Consider the following 15,459-nt stretch of genomic DNA (forward strand, 5'->3'; position numbering starts at 1 on the left):
CCGGCGGCCGTGCGGGAACGTCGCTATTTGCCCGCGAGCCCGAAGAACGCTGCCCTGATAATCACGACGAAAGTAGGGATCCGGGCGTCCGGCCCCGACGGGGTCCCCACTTCGGGTGACTCGCCTCACCTGGCAGATCTCGGTCAGGGGGCGGCCACGTGAACGGCGTCTGACCTGCAGGCGAACAGGGTGTCCCCAGGTGTCATAGGCATCACGAGTACGCGGCCGGGACTAGGCCAAAAGGCTACCCGCACGCTTACGATTCCCCTGTGACCACGCCTGTTGCACTCGCCCTGGCCGTCGGCGGACTGATCGTCGGTGTGGTCGTCGGCTTCCTGATCGCGAGGGGCCGCGCCCGCCGCGAGGAGCGGCGCCCGACCGGCCCCACCGTGGCCGAACTGCTCGAACGCCTCGTGCGTTCCAGCAACAACGGTGTCGTCGTCCTCAACAAGTTCGGCGACATGGTCCTGCACAACCCGCGTGCCTACGAGCTGGGCCTGGTGAAGGTCAACCAGGCCGATCCGCGGGCCCGCAAGGCCGCCGAGCAGGTGGTCGAGACCGACGACCCGATGGAGATCGACCTGTCCCCGCTGGAGGCGAGGGGCCGTCAGCCCGAAGCCGTCCTCGGCGAGGTCCGCCCGCTGGGCGACGGGTTCACCGTGGTCGAGGCCGTCGACCACTCCGAGGCGATCCGCCTCGAAGCCGTCCGGCGGGACTTCGTCGCCAACGTCAGCCACGAGCTCAAGACGCCGGTGGGCGCGATCGCGCTGCTCACCGAGGCCGTGCTCGACGCCGCGGAGGACGTCGAGGAGGTCCGCCGGTTCGGCGGCAAGATCCTCCGCGAGTCGACCCGGCTCGGCCAGCTCGTCACCGAGCTGATCGCGCTTTCGCGGCTGCAGGGCGCCGAGAGGCTGCCCGACCTGAACGTGGTCGAGGTCGACGCCGTCGTCCGCGAGGCGCTCGGCCGGACCACCCTGTCGGCGGAATCCGCCGAGATCACCATCACCACCGACTCGGCCAGCGGGCTGCTGATCGAGGGCGACCGGACGCTGATGGTCACCGCGCTGTCGAACCTGCTGGAGAACGCCGTCGCGTACTCGCCGGCGGGCAGCCCGGTGTCGATCAGCAGGCGGCTGGTCGACGGCAAGGTCGAGATCGCGGTGACCGACCGCGGCATCGGGATCGCCGAAGACGAGCAGCAGCGCGTTTTCGAGCGGTTCTTCCGTTCGGACAAGGCGCGATCGCGGGCGACCGGCGGCACCGGGCTGGGGCTGGCGATCGTCAAGCACGTGGCGGCCAACCACGGCGGTTCGGTCGGCCTCTGGAGCCGTCCCGGCACCGGGTCGACGTTCACCCTGCGGATCCCCGCGCACATCGGTGCCGAACCGGCCGCGGCCGCGAAACAGGCTCCGCCGGCATCCCGGCCGGAGAAGACCCCCGAGCGGACACCCCGTCTCGTGGCAACAGGGCAAGAAAGCCCCGACCATGGAGGAAACCTGTGACGAGGGTTCTCATCGTCGAGGACGAAGAGTCGTTCGCCGACCCGCTCGCGTTCTTGCTCCGCAAAGAGGGCTTCACCGCCGCCGTCGCCGTGACGGGGCAGCAGGCGCTCGAGGAGTTCGACCGCAACGGCGCCGACATCGTCCTTCTCGACCTCATGCTCCCCGGTATGAGCGGCACCGACGTCTGCAAGCAGCTCCGGCAGCGTTCCGCGGTGCCGGTGATCATGGTGACCGCGCGCGACAGCGAGATCGACAAGGTCGTCGGGCTGGAGCTCGGCGCCGACGACTACGTCACCAAGCCGTACTCGGCCCGTGAGCTCATCGCGCGGGTGCGCGCGGTGCTGCGGCGTGGCGGTGAGCCGGGGTCCGAGGGTGACCTCGCACCCCTCGTGCTGACCGCCGGGCCGGTGCGCATGGACGTCGAGCGGCATGTGGTGACCGTCGACGGCCAGGAGGTCTCCTTGCCGCTGAAGGAGTTCGACCTGCTCGAGTACCTGCTGCGCAACGTGGGCCGCGTGCTCACCCGCGGGCAGCTGATCGACCGGGTGTGGGGCGCGGACTACGTCGGCGACACCAAGACGCTCGACGTCCACGTGAAGCGCCTGCGGTCGAAGATCGAACCGGACCCGGGATCGCCTAGGCACCTGGTCACGGTGCGTGGTCTGGGCTACAAGTTCGAGACGTGAGCCGCTCGGTACCCGCCTGTTGCGATACAGATCACGGTTACGGTTTCGTGACCTGACGTGCGGGCGGGTACCGTAGACGCTCGTGCGCCTAGGGGTACTCGACGTCGGTTCCAACACCGTCCACCTGCTCGTGGTCGACGCCCACCGTGGCGCCCACCCGACCCCGATGCATTCCGAAAAAGCCGTCCTCCGGCTCGCCGAGCAGATCACCCGCAACGGCGACCTGAGCCGCGCGGGCGCGGACAGCCTCGTGCGGGCGGTCGAATCGGCGAAGGCGTCGGCCCTGCGGCTCGGCTGCGAAGACGTCATGGCCTTCGCGACCTCCGCGGTCCGCGAAGCCAAGAACGCCCCGAAGGTACTGGCGAAGGTCCAAGAAGAGACCGGCGTCGAGTTGAAGGTGCTTTCCGGGGTCGACGAGTCCCGGCTCACCTTCCTCGCCGTCCGCCGCTGGTTCGGCTGGTCGGCGGGCAAGCTGCTGGTGCTCGACATCGGCGGCGGCTCGCTGGAGGTCGCGATGGGCCGCGACGAGGAGCCCGAGCTAGCCGAGTCCCTCCCGCTGGGCGCGGGCCGGACCACCCGGACGCGGTTCCAGCACGACCCGCCGACCCGATCCGAGCTCATCGCGACTTCGGCGTGGCTCGAAGAACAACTGGCCCCGCTCGCGAAGAAGGTCGCCAAATTGGGTGAACCCGATCGTGTCGTGGCGACGTCGAAGACGTTCCGGTCACTCGCTCGGCTGACCGGGGCGGCGCCGTCGACCAGCGGGCCGCATGTGCGCCGTACCCTGACCGACACCGCGTTGCGCCAGCTCATCGCGTTCATCTCCCGGATGACCGCCCATGACCTGGCACAACTCGAGGGGGTCAGCGCGAGCAGGTCGCATCAGCTGGTGGCGGGCGCGCTCGTCGCACAAGCCACCATGCGGGCGCTTTCCCTGGAAGAACTGGAGATCTGTCCGTGGGCACTGCGAGAAGGTGTCATCCTGCGACGGCTGGACCATTCGAACGGTGCGGACGAGACTGGGGGCGGCAGCGCCCGACTGGACTTCGTCGAAGGAGAACGGGCACGGTGAAGAGGTGACGGAAATGCGGATGACGGTGGATAGCGCGCGCGACGCCGCCGATGCCCCGTCGCGTGCCGGTTCGCAACGGCTGGAGCGCGCATTGGACATCACGGTATGACGGACGAGACAGAGAGCGGCCCGCCGCAGAAGACCGTGGCGGAGCTGCTCGCGCAGCACGGAGCCCAGCCCGAAGGCGGGCGCCGCAGGCGACGCCGCGCGGCCGACGACGAGGACGAGGCTCCCGAGCCGACGCGCGGCAGGCGAGCGCCGTCGGTGAGCGACACCGCGCCGCAGGCCATCATCGACAGGGTGTCCGGCGACACCCCGCCGCCGCCCAACCGTCCTCCGCGCCGCTCGCGGCCTCAGGACTCCGGCGCGCGTCCCCTTCCGCCGCAGGAAACCGGCGCGCGCCCGGTTCCGCCGCCACAGGATTCCGCGCCGCTGCCGGTGCCGCCGAACGCCGCGGCCCCGACCAGGCAGACACCGCCGGTGCGCCCGCCGCAGGAGCAGTCCGGCTACCAGCAGCGCCCGCCGCAGCAGTCGGGTCAGTTCGTGCGACCGACTCCGCCGCAGGAGCAGTCGGGTTATCAGCAGCGCCCGCCGCAGCAGCCTCAGCAGTCTGGTCAGTTCGTCCGGCCGACTCCGCCGCAGGAACAGTCCGGCTACCAGCAGCGTCCGCCGGATTCCGAAGGTCTGCCCCCGCGCGGCCGTCCGCGGCCCGCCGGTCCGGAGGAGACCCGCGGCGCGGTGCCGCCGGTCCGCCGCCGCCCCGAGCCGCCCGCCGGACCCCCGTCTTCGGGGCTTTCGGCGAGACTCGACGGCGGGGCCGACGCTCCGCCCGAAGACGTCCAGGAGGCGCCCGGCCCGATGCCCAGCGGCGCGTTCGCGACACCGCCCGCACAGCCGGCGCGGCGCCGCCGTCCGCCGGGCCGTCCGGCCCAGCCCAAGGCCGAGCCGAGCACCGAGCAGTTCGCCGCGGTCGGCGACGACACCGCGCCCGAAGCCGAGGCGTCCGCGCCCGTCGAGCCCGCGGCTCCGCCCGCCGGTCTCGCCGGCTGGCGCAAGCGCAGGCAGAAGGTGCAGTCCGAGGACACCGAGATCGGCGGGATCCCGCCGGTGCCGCTCCCGGTCGCGCCCGTCGAACCCGACACCGACCCCGAACCGGACCCCTTCGACGCCGGGCCGCCCACCATGGGCCATCCCGCGCCGATGCCGTTCGTGCCCCCGCATTCGCTCGACGAACGCGATCGGCAGGACAACCTCGACGACTACGAGCGCGAATTCGCCGACCCGGCGTACCCCGACGGCGGCCCGGACTTCGGCCGCGAGGAGTACGGCTACCGCGCCGACGACTACGAGGACGACTACGACGACCGGGAAGCGGAAGTCGCCGACGAGGACGAGCCCGAGGCGCCCGCCGAGAACACCTCGCCGGGCAAGCAGTGGCTGGCACTCGCCGGTCAGCTCGCCCTCGGCGTGGTCGGCGGCGCCGGGGTCTGGCTGGGCTTCAACTGGCTGTGGGTGAACATCCCCGCCGCCGCGCTGGTCGCCGCGCTGCTGGTGATCGTCGCGCTGGTGTGGATCGTCCGGAAGATCCGCAAGGCCGAGGACCTGCAGACCCTGGTGCTCGCGGTGCTGGTCGGACTGGTGGTGACGGTCTCACCGGCCGCACTCCTGCTCGTCGCGCGCTAGCGGCTTCGTGGAGGATGCCGGAATGGCTGTTCCGATTCCGGTGGGTGTCTCGACCGCGTCCGTCTGGCCGTTGAAGGCGGGCGTGGCCTTCGAAATGGCCGCCGACCTCGGCTACGACGGCGTCGAGGTGATGATCTGGGCCGACCCGGTCAGCCAGGACGTCTCCGCGCTGCGCCGCTGGTCGCGCCGCACCGGCGTGCCGGTGCTGTCGATCCACTCGCCGTCGCTGCTGATCACCCAGCGCGTGTGGTCGCCGGATCCCGAGGTGCGCCTGCGGATGTCCGTGGACGCGGCACTGGAACTCGGCGCGCGCACGGTCGTGGTGCATCCGCCGTTCCGGTGGCAGCGCCGCTACGGCGACGCGTTCGGCGACCTCGTCGACGAACTCGAGGAAGAGAGCGGCATCGAGATCGCGGTCGAGAACATGTTCAAGGTCCGCCCGCCCGGCGGCTCGCGGACGTCGCGCGTTTCGGCTTTCCGGCCCTCGATCGACCCTACGGACGTAGGGTTTCGCCACTACACGCTCGACCTGTCCCATACGGCGGCGGCCGGGATGGACGCCCTCTCGCTCGCCGAACGGATGGGTTCCGGGCTCACGCACGTCCATCTGGCGGACGGCACGGGCCTCCCGAAGGACGAGCATCTGGTGCCCGGACGCGGGATCGAACCCTGCGCCGAACTTCTCGAAAAGCTCGTGAACAGCGATTTCTCCGGGCAGGTCGTGCTGGAGATCAACACCCGCCGGTCGCCGAGCGCGGCGCAGCGGTCGCGGGACCTCGCGGAGTCACTTCTGTTCGCGAGGTTTCACCTCGGTCAGTGACAAAGATCGTCCCCAGGTGCGGAGATTCATTCCTGCCTGCGCCCGAGGCGCTGGTACACGTAAAGTTCCGACCGTGAACCAGCTGCGCTTGTTGATCTCCCGCACCCCGATGGATCGGCTCGTGGCCTGGGTCAGTGCTCGGTGAGCGCGGCCGACGACACGGGCACCTCCTTCGACGCGGCATGCGCGACTCGATCACTGGGTGACGGCACGTTCACGGCGGTACTGCGCACCGAATGGTCGGTCGGCGGCCATCCGCACGGCGGCTTCCTGATGGCCCTCATGGCACGAACCGCCCTTTCGCTCCTGCACGAACGCGGTGAGCCGCCATCCGAGCCGCTGGCGATCAGCGCGGAGTTCCTGCACCCGCCCGCCGTGGGCCCGGTGCTGCTGCGCACCGACGTCCGGAAGGTCGGAAGGCGCGCCTCGGTCGTCGCTGTCCTGCTGGAGCAGCGGGGCCGCAGTTGTGTCGAGGCCAGGGTGACCACCGGTCGGCTGCCGATGCGGCGTCCGGAATGGACCGACGTCCCGGCGATGCCCGCCGAGCCGCCGCCCGGAGCGGTGCCGATGACCGGCGAGACCTCCGAAGGCATGTTCAACCTGGCGAAAGGCTGCGAAGTCCGGCTGGATCCGGCGAGCGTCGGCTACCTGCACGGCCGGATCGGCGACCCGCCGAAGATCCGGCTGTGGGTCCGGCCGCGGCACGGTCTGCCGGATCCGTACTTCGCCCTGCTCGCGGGGGACGTGAACCCGCCGGTGGTCTACAACCTCGGCCGCGTCGGCTGGGCGCCGACGGTGCAGTTGACGGCGTTGCTGCGCACCCGTCCGGCGCCGGGCTGGCTGAGGGTGATCGTGGAGGCCCAGTCGGTGCACGAGGCCTGGTTCGACTCGGACGCCGTCGTGGTCGACTCGCAGGGCAGGCTCGTCTGCCAGTCGCGCCAGCTGGCACTTGCCCCGGCGCCCGGGGGCTGACGGCGGTTTGGCACGCTGAAAGGCATGAGCGTGATCGCGGTTCTCGGCGCCGGAAAAATCGGGGAAGCCCTGCTCTCGGGCCTGCTGCACGGCGGGCACAGCCCCGATGACCTGCTGTTCACCGAGCGATATCCGGCACGCGCGGCAGAGCTGACCGAACGCTACGGCGTGCACGGGGTCACCGTCGCCGACGCCGCGCGCCGCGCCGACGTGCTGGTCGTCGCGGTCAAACCCCAGGACATCGACCCGGTGCTGGCCGACCTCGCCCCGCTGCTCGGCGAGAGCTCGCTGGTGGTCTCGCTGTGCGCGGGCCTGCCGACGGCCCTGTACGAGCGCAGGCTGGCCGAGGGCGTCCCGGTGGTGCGGGTCATGCCGAACACCCCGATGCTCGTCGGAGAGGCGATGAGCGCGGTTTCCGCGGGCGCGCACGCCACCGCCGAGCACATCGCGGTGGTGAAGGACCTGCTCTCGCACGTCGGGCAGGTGGTCGAGGTGCCGGAGTCGCAGCAGGACGCCGTCACGGCGCTGTCCGGATCCGGGCCCGCCTACTTCTTCTACCTGGTCGAGGCCATGATCGACGCCGGGATCCTGCTCGGCCTGCCGCGTGCGCTCGCCGGGCAGCTGATCATCCAGTCGGCCGTCGGGGCGGCGAAGATGCTCGCGGAGTCCGAGGAGCACCCGGTGCTGCTGCGCGAAGCCGTCACTTCGCCCGCCGGAACCACCATCAACGCCATCCGCGAGCTGGAAAAGCACGGTGTCCGCGCGGCCCTGCTGGCCGCCATCGAAGCCGCGAAGGACCGCTCGACCGAGCTGGGACGTGCCCACGAAGGCTGAAATCCGCTGGATACAGGCCCATCTCGGTGACTCGCGTCGCTTTAGCCACACGTGTCCCGCTACTCTCAGGAGAGCACGTGCGTGTCGATACCACAGGTGGGGAAGCCTCGTGGCGCGACACGTGTCGAAGGACACGGTGAATCATGCCGCCGAACAAGAAGGATGATCTGCCCTCGGTGGGACAGGTCCAGTTCCTGACGGTCGCCGAGGTGGCCACGCTGATGCGGGTCTCCAAGATGACCGTCTACCGACTGGTTCACTCGGGCGAGTTGCCCGCGGTGCGCGTCGGGAAGTCGTTCAGAGTGCCCGAAAAGGCCGTTCACGAGTATCTGCAGGGCGCGTACTTCGACGTGGGCTGAGGCTCGCTTCGCGGAGCACAGCGTGCCCGCCCGAGGGCGTCTTCCGGGGCGCGAGTACCCTGGAAGACCGCTCGTGCCTGTGCGCTCCACCCGTTGGACGCTGCGCCGGGCAGCGTGACCGACGACGAAGGAAGGAGCGCTCTCGATGGGCTCTGTGATCAAGAAGCGCCGTAAGCGCATGTCGAAGAAGAAGCACCGGAAGTTGCTGCGCCGGACGCGCGTTCAGCGTAGGAAGGCCGGCAAGTAAGACACAGCCGGTGAGTGGCCCGTCCAGTTTCTGGACGGGCCATTCCCATTTAGTGGACGGTTTCCGCCCATTCGAGTGAGACGTGCGTCCCCTCTGCGAGCGCCTGGTTAATAGCATGTAAGCGCTGGCTCGACTACCCCTAATGAGCGGTAACATCTCAAGGGCAGCCGCGCGATGCTTCCAGTGAGTGCAGGTACGCGCACGCTCGGTGGATCAATTCGCGCTCAAGGTCATCAGGACCCCGTGATCGAAAGTCCGAGAACCGCCCAAAGCCGCAGGGAGTCCTATGCCGTCGAACATCGTGCTCGTGACCGGGGTCGGGGGAGACCTTGGCGGGAAGCTGCTCGCCAGACTCGGCAACAATCCGGAGTTCGAGCGGGTGATCGGCGTGGACACCACGCCCCCGCAGAAGTCGGTGCTGCAGCGCATGGGGCGCGCTGAGTACGTCCGTGCCGACATCCGCAATCCGCTGATCGCCAAGGTGATCAGCACGGCCAAGGTCGACACCGTCGTGCACGCTTCGTGCACCGCGCATCCGGCCGGTCCCGCTCGCCGCACGGCGATCAAAGAGGTCAACGTCATCGGCACGATGCGGCTGCTGGCGGCCTGCCAGCGCTCGCCGCTCGTGCGCAAGCTCGTGGTGAAGTCGACGGCCGCGGTCTACGGCGCGGGCGCGCGCTCCCAGGCCGTCTTCACCGAGGATTCCGAGCTCATCCCCACCTCGACCAGCGGCTACGCGAAGGACGCCGTCGAGATGGAGGGTTACGTCCGCGGGCTCATGCGCCGCCGTCCCGACATCACGACGACGCTGTTCCGGTTCGCCAACATCATCAGTCCCGAGATCGACACCGTGCTCTCGCGCTACTTCGCGCTCCCGGTGGTCCCGACCGTCTTCGGCTACGACGCGCGCATCCAGCTGCTCCACGCCACGGACGCGCTGGCCGTCTTCGAGCAGGCGACGGAGTACGACAAACCGGGCGTGTTCAATGTCGGCTCGGAGGGGGTACTCACGCTTTCACAGGCGATCCGGCGAGCCGGCCGGGTCGAACTGCCGATGCCCAGCGGTGTCGTGCCGTCGGTCGGCAAGGTGCTGCGCGGAGCCCGCGTGGTCGACTTCTCCGCCGATCAGGTCCGGCTGCTGAACTTCGGCCGTGTCGTGGACGTCACGAAGCTCAAGAAGGACTTCGGCTACACCCCACGGTGGACGACGCGCGAGGCGTTCGACGACTACATCACCGGCCGCGGGCTCAGGCCCGTGGTGGACGGCGGCAGGCTGGCCGGATTCGCCGGCAAGGTCCTGGTGGCCGCGGCGACCGGGCAGGCGGCGCACCGGTGAGCAGGCCGCACGAGGACACCCCCGAAAACTCTCACGAAGGCGAGGCGGAAGACGTGAGCGGCGCTGAAGCGCAGGTCATCCCGTTGCACGGCCCCGGCAGAGAGAAGCCGGACCCGGCCGCTCAGGCGGATCGGGATCTTCGCGAGTCCGAAGAGGCGCAAGAGCAGCTGAACCAGGAGCGCGGGGTGGACGCGCCCGTCGTCGAGTTCCCCGGGGCGGCGCGGGTCTCGCCCGCCCGGACCCGTCCGGCCGACGCGGACCTCCTCCCGGCCTCGCTCAGGACGGCGCTGGGGTTCCTGCGGGACCGGCTGACCGGTGACTACACCGTCGACGAGTTCGGCTTCGACGCCGAGCTCACCGAAACCCTGCTGCTGCCGCCGCTGCGCGCGCTGTACGAGAAGTGGTTCCGGGTCGACACCTTCGGCGTCGAGAACCTGCCCGCCGACGGCGGCGCGCTGCTGGTGTCGAACCACTCCGGCACGCTGCCGCTCGACGCGCTGATGACCGCCGTCGCGGTGCACGACCACGTCCCCGGCGGCAGGCACCTGCGCGGCCTCGGCGCGGATCTGGTGTTCCAGGTCCCGCTGGTCGGCTCCTTCGCCCGCAAGTCCGGGCAGACGCTCGCCTGCAACGCCGACGCGGAACGCTTGCTGCGCAAGGGAGAACTCGTCGGCGTCTGGCCGGAAGGGTTCAAGGGGATCGGGAAACCGTTCTCGTCGCGGTACAAACTGCAGCGGTTCGGCCGCGGTGGTTTCGTTTCCGCCGCGCTGCGGACCGGGGTGCCGATCATCCCCGTGTCGGTCATCGGCGCGGAGGAGATCTACCCGAAGATGGGCGACATCAAGCTGCTCGCGCGGGTGCTCGGCCTGCCGTACTTCCCGGTGACGCCGTTCTTCCCGCTGCTCGGCCCGCTCGGCGCGATCCCGCTGCCGACGAAGTGGAGCATCGAGTTCGGCGAGCCCATCCGCACGGACACCTACGACGCGGACGCCGTCGACGACCCGATGCTGGTGTTCACGCTGACCGACCAGGTCCGCGAGTCGATCCAGCAGTCGCTGTACAAACGCCTTTCGCAGCGGAAGAGCGTCTTCAAGGGCTGACGCTCCACGCGTTTAGTCCTCTTGTGGCGGTGGGCTCCGCGTCACTCACGTGATCAGAATCGTGACTCGCGTGATTGGGGGCGTGACTCCCGTGTTTGGGGCCGGAACTCTTGAGTTCCGGCCCCAAACACGCGAGTCACGGCGTGACTCACGCGTGTGACGGGTCAGCGGCGCCGGTAGGCCATGCCGGCCGCGACGGCGCCGGCCACGGCACCGACGCCGAGCACCGAAGGCACGCCGATCTTCGCGGCCTTCCGCCCGGTCCGGAAATCGCGGATCTCCCAGCCACGCGCACGCGCGACGTCCCGGAGGCCGCCATCCGGGTTCACCGCGACCGCGGTCCCGACGACCGACAGCATCGGGACGTCGTTCTGCGAGTCCGAGTACGCCGTGCAGCGCTTGAGATTCAGCCCTTCGCGTGACGCCAGCGCCCGGACGGCGTGGGCCTTCGCGCGGCCGTGCAGGAGGTCGCCGACGAGACGGCCGGTGTAGACGCCGTCTTTGGTCTCCGCGACCGTGCCCAGCGCGCCGGTGAGGCCGAGGCGCCGCGAGATGATGGCCGCGAGTTCGATCGGGGTCGCGGTGACGAGCCAGACGCGCTGTCCGGCGTCGAGGTGCATCTGCGCGAGCGCCCTGGTGCCGGACCAGATCTTGTCCGCCATCAGCTCGTCGTAGATCTCTTCGCTGATGTCGGTCAGTTCCTGCACGGTACGACCGGCCACAAAGGACAGTGCGCGCTCGCGGTGGGTTTTGATGTCTTCCTTGTTCTCCCGGCCGCCGAGCCGGAATTTCACCTGCTGCCAAACGAATCCGGCCAGATCGGCGGAGGTGAAGAACTTGCGCGCGGCCAGGCCGCGGGCGAAGTAGAAGATCGACGCGCCCATCATCATGGTGTTGTCGACGTCGAAGAACGCGGCCGCTGTCAGGTCCGGCGGGGCGGGCGGTGCGGGCGGTTCGAGGGCTTCGGCGGACGCGGTCGCCATGGCGGCCTCGGCCGACGCCTCGCCCGCCAGCTCGGCCAGCCGTTCGAGCTCTTGACTCTTATCCTTGCTCCGCCAAACTGACACGCACACCGCCTCCGGAATCCCAGGTGCCTACGCACAGCGTAGCGAGAGCTCAACCGAGTCGTACCGGGTGTGGCGTCTCCCTCAGTCGACGCTCTGTCAGCCGATGATTATCGGCGGTAACCCCGGGATGAGCGGCGGAATCGAAATCAGCGGCGGCGGGCGCGTGGTGGTCGTCGGGGGCGGCGTCTTCGTCGTGGGGGCGGGCGTCGCCACGACGGGCGGCGGTTTGCTTCCCGGCGGCGGTGCGAGCGGTCCTGTCGGGGTCGCGGTGTCCACTCCGGACGACGACGACGGCGGCGGCGAGGTCGGCGACGGTGATCCGGTCGGTGCCGAGGACGGCGCGGGCAACGTCACCGGCGGCACGGCGGCGTTGGGGGAGTCGGGGTTGCGGACGCAGTCACCGGCGGCCGGGACGGCGCCGAGATCGTCGGAAGAGCCCGTCGTGATCGTGTAGCAGACCAGCCTCGAGCCGAGATCCGTCGTACGCGCCTGGACCTTGTCGAGCAGGACGCGGACCGAGGCGAACTTGTCGCGGGCGTCGACGGGGGCGTGCCCGATCTGGAGGCCGAGCCTGTCGGACTGCTGCCGTGCCCAGGTGCGGAGTTCGGCCAGCCGGGTCTGGCCGCCCTGATCGGTGACGATCGCCGTCAGCTGCGAGACGCCTGCCCGCAGATCGGTCTCGAAATCGGAGAGCCCGGTGAAGTACGCCCCGGTGGACGCGCCTTGCCGGGTCAGCTCGTCGAGTTCGCCGACGCGGTCGGCGGCGAACTCCAGATGCTTCTTCGCCTTGTCCTGCTCGTCGAAAGTGAGCCCGAGCGCGGCCGATTCACCCGCTCGTTTGATGCCGTAGAGCGGATCGCCCGGTAACGCGTCCTTGGACAGCAGCAGGGTGATGCCGCCCAGCGCGAGCACGAGGGCGACGGCGGCGGCCGAAAGGTTGGCGATGGCGTGACCACGGCGCTTCGACGGGGCTTCGGCTTCGGCGAGGCGTCCGGCGATCTCGTCGCGGATGCGCTTCCGTGTTTCGGCGTCGGGGGCGCCGCCGGCACCCAGCTCGCGCAAGCCGCCGACGAGCGCCAGTTCGTGCGCGAATTCGTCGTCGTCCGGAGCCGAGGTGCCGTCGACAAGGTCCGCGAAGCGGTCACCGTCCGCTCGCTCCCGTGCGAACCATCCCGGCACGCCCACGGCGAAGTCTCCATCTGCTCAGCCCGGTCCTGACACCGGTCTGGCTGGGAAAACGAGCGGGAGCGCCCAAGGGTTACGGCAAGGCCCGGTGAGGGATAAATATGGGACTCTAACGCAATCCTGTGGGCAGAAGTTGTGCCAAACGGCGTACCGCGCGGTGCTGGAGGGCCTTGATGGCGCCCTCGTTGCGCTTCATGATCGCCGCGGTCTCCGCGACCGAGAGCCCCTGCATGAACCGCAGCACGATGCACTCACGCTGGTCTTCGCCGAGTTCGGCGACGCAACGCAGCAGCTCGGCGCGGGTGGCGCGGCTGATGGCCTGCTGTTCCGGCCCCGCGACGGCCTGCACGCCGACGTTCCCGATCGGTGCCCCGTTCGGTTCGGCGACCTCGTCGGTGACGACCTCGAGGCGGAACCGGCTCGACTTCACGTGGTCGAGGATGATGTTGCGCGCGATGGTGACGAACCAGGCGCCGACGTCACGTCCCTGGTAGCTCACCGACGTGATGCGGCGCAGCGCGCGCAGGAAGGTCTCGCTGGTGACGTCCTCGGCGAGGTCCCGGTCGCCGAGGCGGAACAGGACATAGCGGTAGACGACATCGACGTAGCGGTCGTAGAGCCTGCCGAAGGCGGACGTGTCGCCGTCTTGCGCGGCGCTGACCAGCTCCCACGCTTCGGCCTTCGCGGCCTCAGCGGCGGCGTCGGTGCTCTCGGTGGTGTCGCCGGCCTTGGACCGGGACGAGACCGAGGGGAAACCGCTCCGGCGGAGGATGTGGCCCGCCAGCATCGAGACGGGGTTCGGCGCGGGAAGGGTCACGCGGTACCTCCCGTTCCGGACAGGGAGAACCGGCCGGCATGTCCCACCGCCGCGTGGGCCTGCAAGATCTGCACGTCCGGACTCCCTTTCTCACCATCGAGTGATCAACACCACTCGACGACGACCAGCAGCATACGTGTAGTTACCGCGAAGTAGGTAGCGGTGCCGGGGTTACGGAACTGCGACGAAAGCGAGTGACACCCATGACGGTGGCCGAGATGACAAACTGGCAACGCCGTTCACCGAGGGAAGAGGTTCGCAGTTGAGCGCGGAGCAGGTTGCCGATCCAAGTGTGCCCACCTTGCTCGTCGAGGCCGCCCGGCAGTGGCCCGGGAAGGCGGCCGTTCAGGAGACCGGCGACGGGGTCGCGCTGACCTGGGCGGAACTCGACGCCGTCGTCCACGCGCTGGCCCGTGCCCTGCTCGACGCGGGAATCGAGCGGGGCGACAGGGTGGCGTTGCGGCTGCCGACGTCGGCCGCGTTCGCCGTCTCGCTGTTCGGGGCACTCCGGGCGGGCGCGGTGGTCGTCCCGATCTCGCCGCAGGCTCCGCTGGCGGAGTTGAACGGGCTGCTGGAGCACAGCGGCGCGCGGCTCCTCCTCGAACGCGAGACGACCGAGGACCTCTTCGACGGAGTGATCAGCCTCTCACCGCCGATTAATTCGGATGGAGCAGCCGAACCGGTCGACGCGGCCGGGGCCGGTGAGGACATAGCGGTCATTTCGTACACCTCCGGAACGACCGGCCCGCCGCGCGGCGTGATGCTGTCGCACCGGGCGCTGCTGGCGAACCTCGACCAGCTGAGCCGGATCGTCCCGACCCCGCTCGTCCACGGCGACCGCGTGCTCATCACCATCCCGCTGTTCCACGTCTACGGCCTCGGACCAGGCCTGTTGCAGACCACGTCGGTCGGCGCGACGGCGATCCTGTCCGAACGTTTCCTCGCCGAGCGGACCCTGGCCGACTGCGCCGAGTACCGCGTGACCTCCATCGCCGGCGTGCCCGCGATGTACGCCGAATTCGCCGCGATGGACCCCGACGAACTCGGGGCGGGCCTTTCCACCGTTCGGCGGATGACCTCGGGCGCGGCGCCGCTGCACCCCAAGATCCTCACCTCGATCCGCGGCGCCACCGGGCTGGACGTCTACGAGGGCTACGGCCTCACCGAATGCGCTCCCGTGGTCACCACGACGCTGGTCACCGGCTACCCGAAGCCGGGTTCGGTTGGGCGGCCGCTGCCCGGCGTCGAGCTCCGGCTGGTCGACAGCGATGGCGACGCGGAGCCCGTTCCGCTCGACCCGGACGACCTCGGCGACGCTTTCGACGAGGACGGCGGTACCGGGCTGGTGTCGATCCGCGGCGCGAACCTGTTCTCCGGCTACTGGCCCGACGGCTCGCACGGCCCCGACGAAGAGGGCTGGTTCCGCACCGGCGACGTCGGCTACCTCGACACCGACGGCGACCTGCACCTGGTGGACCGGGCCAACGACCTGATCATCGTCAACGGCTTCAACGTCTTCCCGCACGAGGTCGAGAACGTGATCTCGATGCTGGAAGAGGTCGTCGAGGCGGGTGTCGTCGGCGTCGTCGACGAGCGGACCGGCGAAGCGGTGAAGGCCGTCGTCGTCCCCGCGCCCGGCGCTTCGCTTTCGGAGCAGCAGGTCGTCGAGCACTGCGCGGAGCACCTGGCGGGCTACAAGGTGCCGCACACCGTCGAGTTCGCGGAGTCGCTGCCGCATTCCGCCACCGGCAAGCTCCGGCGTCTGAGGCTCAGGTAAGG

15 protein-coding genes are annotated in these 15,459 nt (G+C 69.8%); 12 read left to right on the forward strand and 3 right to left on the reverse strand.

The annotated features are described in order from the left end of the window. Positions 1–269: 269 nt before the first annotated feature. From HDA45_RS23445 to HDA45_RS23495, 11 genes are all read left to right on the forward strand, one after another. On the forward strand, positions 270–1,502 hold the full coding sequence (locus HDA45_RS23445) for an ATP-binding protein (protein ID WP_184898693.1): 1,233 nt from the start codon (positions 270–272) through the stop codon (positions 1,500–1,502). After that, positions 1,499–2,188, forward strand: a complete 690-nt coding sequence (locus HDA45_RS23450; protein ID WP_005167072.1) for a response regulator transcription factor — start codon at positions 1,499–1,501, stop codon at positions 2,186–2,188. The genes HDA45_RS23445 and HDA45_RS23450 overlap by 4 nt, the downstream gene beginning before the upstream one ends. Positions 2,189–2,270: 82 nt before the next feature. Then, on the forward strand, positions 2,271–3,260 hold the full coding sequence (locus tag HDA45_RS23455) for a Ppx/GppA phosphatase family protein (RefSeq protein ID WP_184898695.1): 990 nt from the start codon (positions 2,271–2,273) through the stop codon (positions 3,258–3,260). Positions 3,261–3,365: 105 nt separating this feature from the next. After that, positions 3,366–4,943 (forward strand): hypothetical protein, encoded by a 1,578-nt coding sequence (locus HDA45_RS23460; protein ID WP_184898697.1) that lies wholly within the window; start codon positions 3,366–3,368, stop codon positions 4,941–4,943. A gap of 22 nt (positions 4,944–4,965) precedes the next feature. Continuing rightward, entirely contained in the window at positions 4,966–5,763 is a 798-nt protein-coding gene (locus HDA45_RS23465) for a sugar phosphate isomerase/epimerase family protein (protein WP_184898699.1), read from the forward strand. A 141-nt stretch (positions 5,764–5,904) separates the two neighbouring features. Further along, positions 5,905–6,735, forward strand: a complete 831-nt coding sequence (locus HDA45_RS23470; protein WP_184898701.1) for an acyl-CoA thioesterase domain-containing protein — start codon at positions 5,905–5,907, stop codon at positions 6,733–6,735. 24 nt (positions 6,736–6,759) lie between these two features. After that, positions 6,760–7,569: a pyrroline-5-carboxylate reductase gene (gene proC, locus HDA45_RS23475; protein WP_184898703.1), complete on the forward strand. Its 810-nt coding sequence runs from the start codon at positions 6,760–6,762 to the stop codon at positions 7,567–7,569. A gap of 143 nt (positions 7,570–7,712) precedes the next feature. Then, on the forward strand, positions 7,713–7,928 hold the full coding sequence (locus HDA45_RS23480; RefSeq protein ID WP_016330918.1) for a helix-turn-helix domain-containing protein: 216 nt from the start codon (positions 7,713–7,715) through the stop codon (positions 7,926–7,928). A gap of 145 nt (positions 7,929–8,073) precedes the next feature. Continuing rightward, a complete protein-coding gene (locus tag HDA45_RS23485; RefSeq protein WP_007030867.1) occupies positions 8,074–8,175 on the forward strand; it encodes a 30S ribosomal protein bS22 in 102 nt (33 codons plus the stop codon). 286 nt (positions 8,176–8,461) lie between these two features. Further along, positions 8,462–9,511: an NAD-dependent epimerase/dehydratase family protein gene (locus HDA45_RS23490; RefSeq protein ID WP_184898705.1), complete on the forward strand. Its 1,050-nt coding sequence runs from the start codon at positions 8,462–8,464 to the stop codon at positions 9,509–9,511. Next, on the forward strand, positions 9,508–10,611 hold the full coding sequence (locus tag HDA45_RS23495) for a 1-acyl-sn-glycerol-3-phosphate acyltransferase (protein ID WP_184898707.1): 1,104 nt from the start codon (positions 9,508–9,510) through the stop codon (positions 10,609–10,611). The genes HDA45_RS23490 and HDA45_RS23495 overlap by 4 nt, the downstream gene beginning before the upstream one ends. A gap of 164 nt (positions 10,612–10,775) precedes the next feature. Here the strand turns inward: HDA45_RS23495 and HDA45_RS23500 are convergent, their stop codons facing one another. The 3 genes from HDA45_RS23500 to HDA45_RS23510 all read right to left on the reverse strand — a co-directional run bounded on the left by HDA45_RS23500 (position 10,776) and on the right by HDA45_RS23510 (position 13,680). Next, entirely contained in the window at positions 10,776–11,678 is a 903-nt protein-coding gene (locus HDA45_RS23500; protein ID WP_184898709.1) for an HAD-IB family hydrolase, read from the reverse strand. Between the two features lie 96 nt (positions 11,679–11,774). After that, positions 11,775–12,863: a DUF5667 domain-containing protein gene (locus HDA45_RS23505; protein ID WP_184898711.1), complete on the reverse strand. Its 1,089-nt coding sequence runs from the start codon at positions 12,861–12,863 to the stop codon at positions 11,775–11,777. Positions 12,864–12,972: 109 nt separating this feature from the next. Next, the gene (locus HDA45_RS23510) at positions 12,973–13,680 is read right to left on the reverse strand and encodes a sigma-70 family RNA polymerase sigma factor (RefSeq protein ID WP_184898713.1); all 708 of its coding nucleotides are present in this window, start codon (positions 13,678–13,680) and stop codon (positions 12,973–12,975) included. A gap of 292 nt (positions 13,681–13,972) precedes the next feature. Here HDA45_RS23510 and HDA45_RS23515 point away from each other — a divergent pair, with 292 nt between their 5' ends. Then, positions 13,973–15,457 (forward strand): AMP-binding protein, encoded by a 1,485-nt coding sequence (locus HDA45_RS23515; RefSeq protein WP_184898715.1) that lies wholly within the window; start codon positions 13,973–13,975, stop codon positions 15,455–15,457. Positions 15,458–15,459 lie beyond the last annotated feature (2 nt).

The sequence above is a fragment of the Amycolatopsis umgeniensis genome, assembly GCF_014205155.1.
In the GTDB taxonomy this organism is placed as follows: domain Bacteria; phylum Actinomycetota; class Actinomycetes; order Mycobacteriales; family Pseudonocardiaceae; genus Amycolatopsis; species Amycolatopsis umgeniensis.

Excerpts from the sequence above, each read along its gene's own strand:
- HDA45_RS23490 (WP_184898705.1), top strand. The coding sequence starts at position 8,462 with ATGCCGTCGAACATCGTGCTCGTGACCGGGGTCGGGGGAGACCTTGGC.
- proC (WP_184898703.1), top strand. The coding sequence starts at position 6,760 with ATGAGCGTGATCGCGGTTCTCGGCGCCGGAAAAATCGGGGAAGCCCTG.
- HDA45_RS23485 (WP_007030867.1), top strand. The coding sequence starts at position 8,074 with ATGGGCTCTGTGATCAAGAAGCGCCGTAAGCGCATGTCGAAGAAGAAG.
- HDA45_RS23460 (WP_184898697.1), top strand. The coding sequence starts at position 3,366 with ATGACGGACGAGACAGAGAGCGGCCCGCCGCAGAAGACCGTGGCGGAG.
- HDA45_RS23465 (WP_184898699.1), top strand. The coding sequence starts at position 4,966 with ATGGCTGTTCCGATTCCGGTGGGTGTCTCGACCGCGTCCGTCTGGCCG.
- HDA45_RS23480 (WP_016330918.1), top strand. The coding sequence starts at position 7,713 with ATGCCGCCGAACAAGAAGGATGATCTGCCCTCGGTGGGACAGGTCCAG.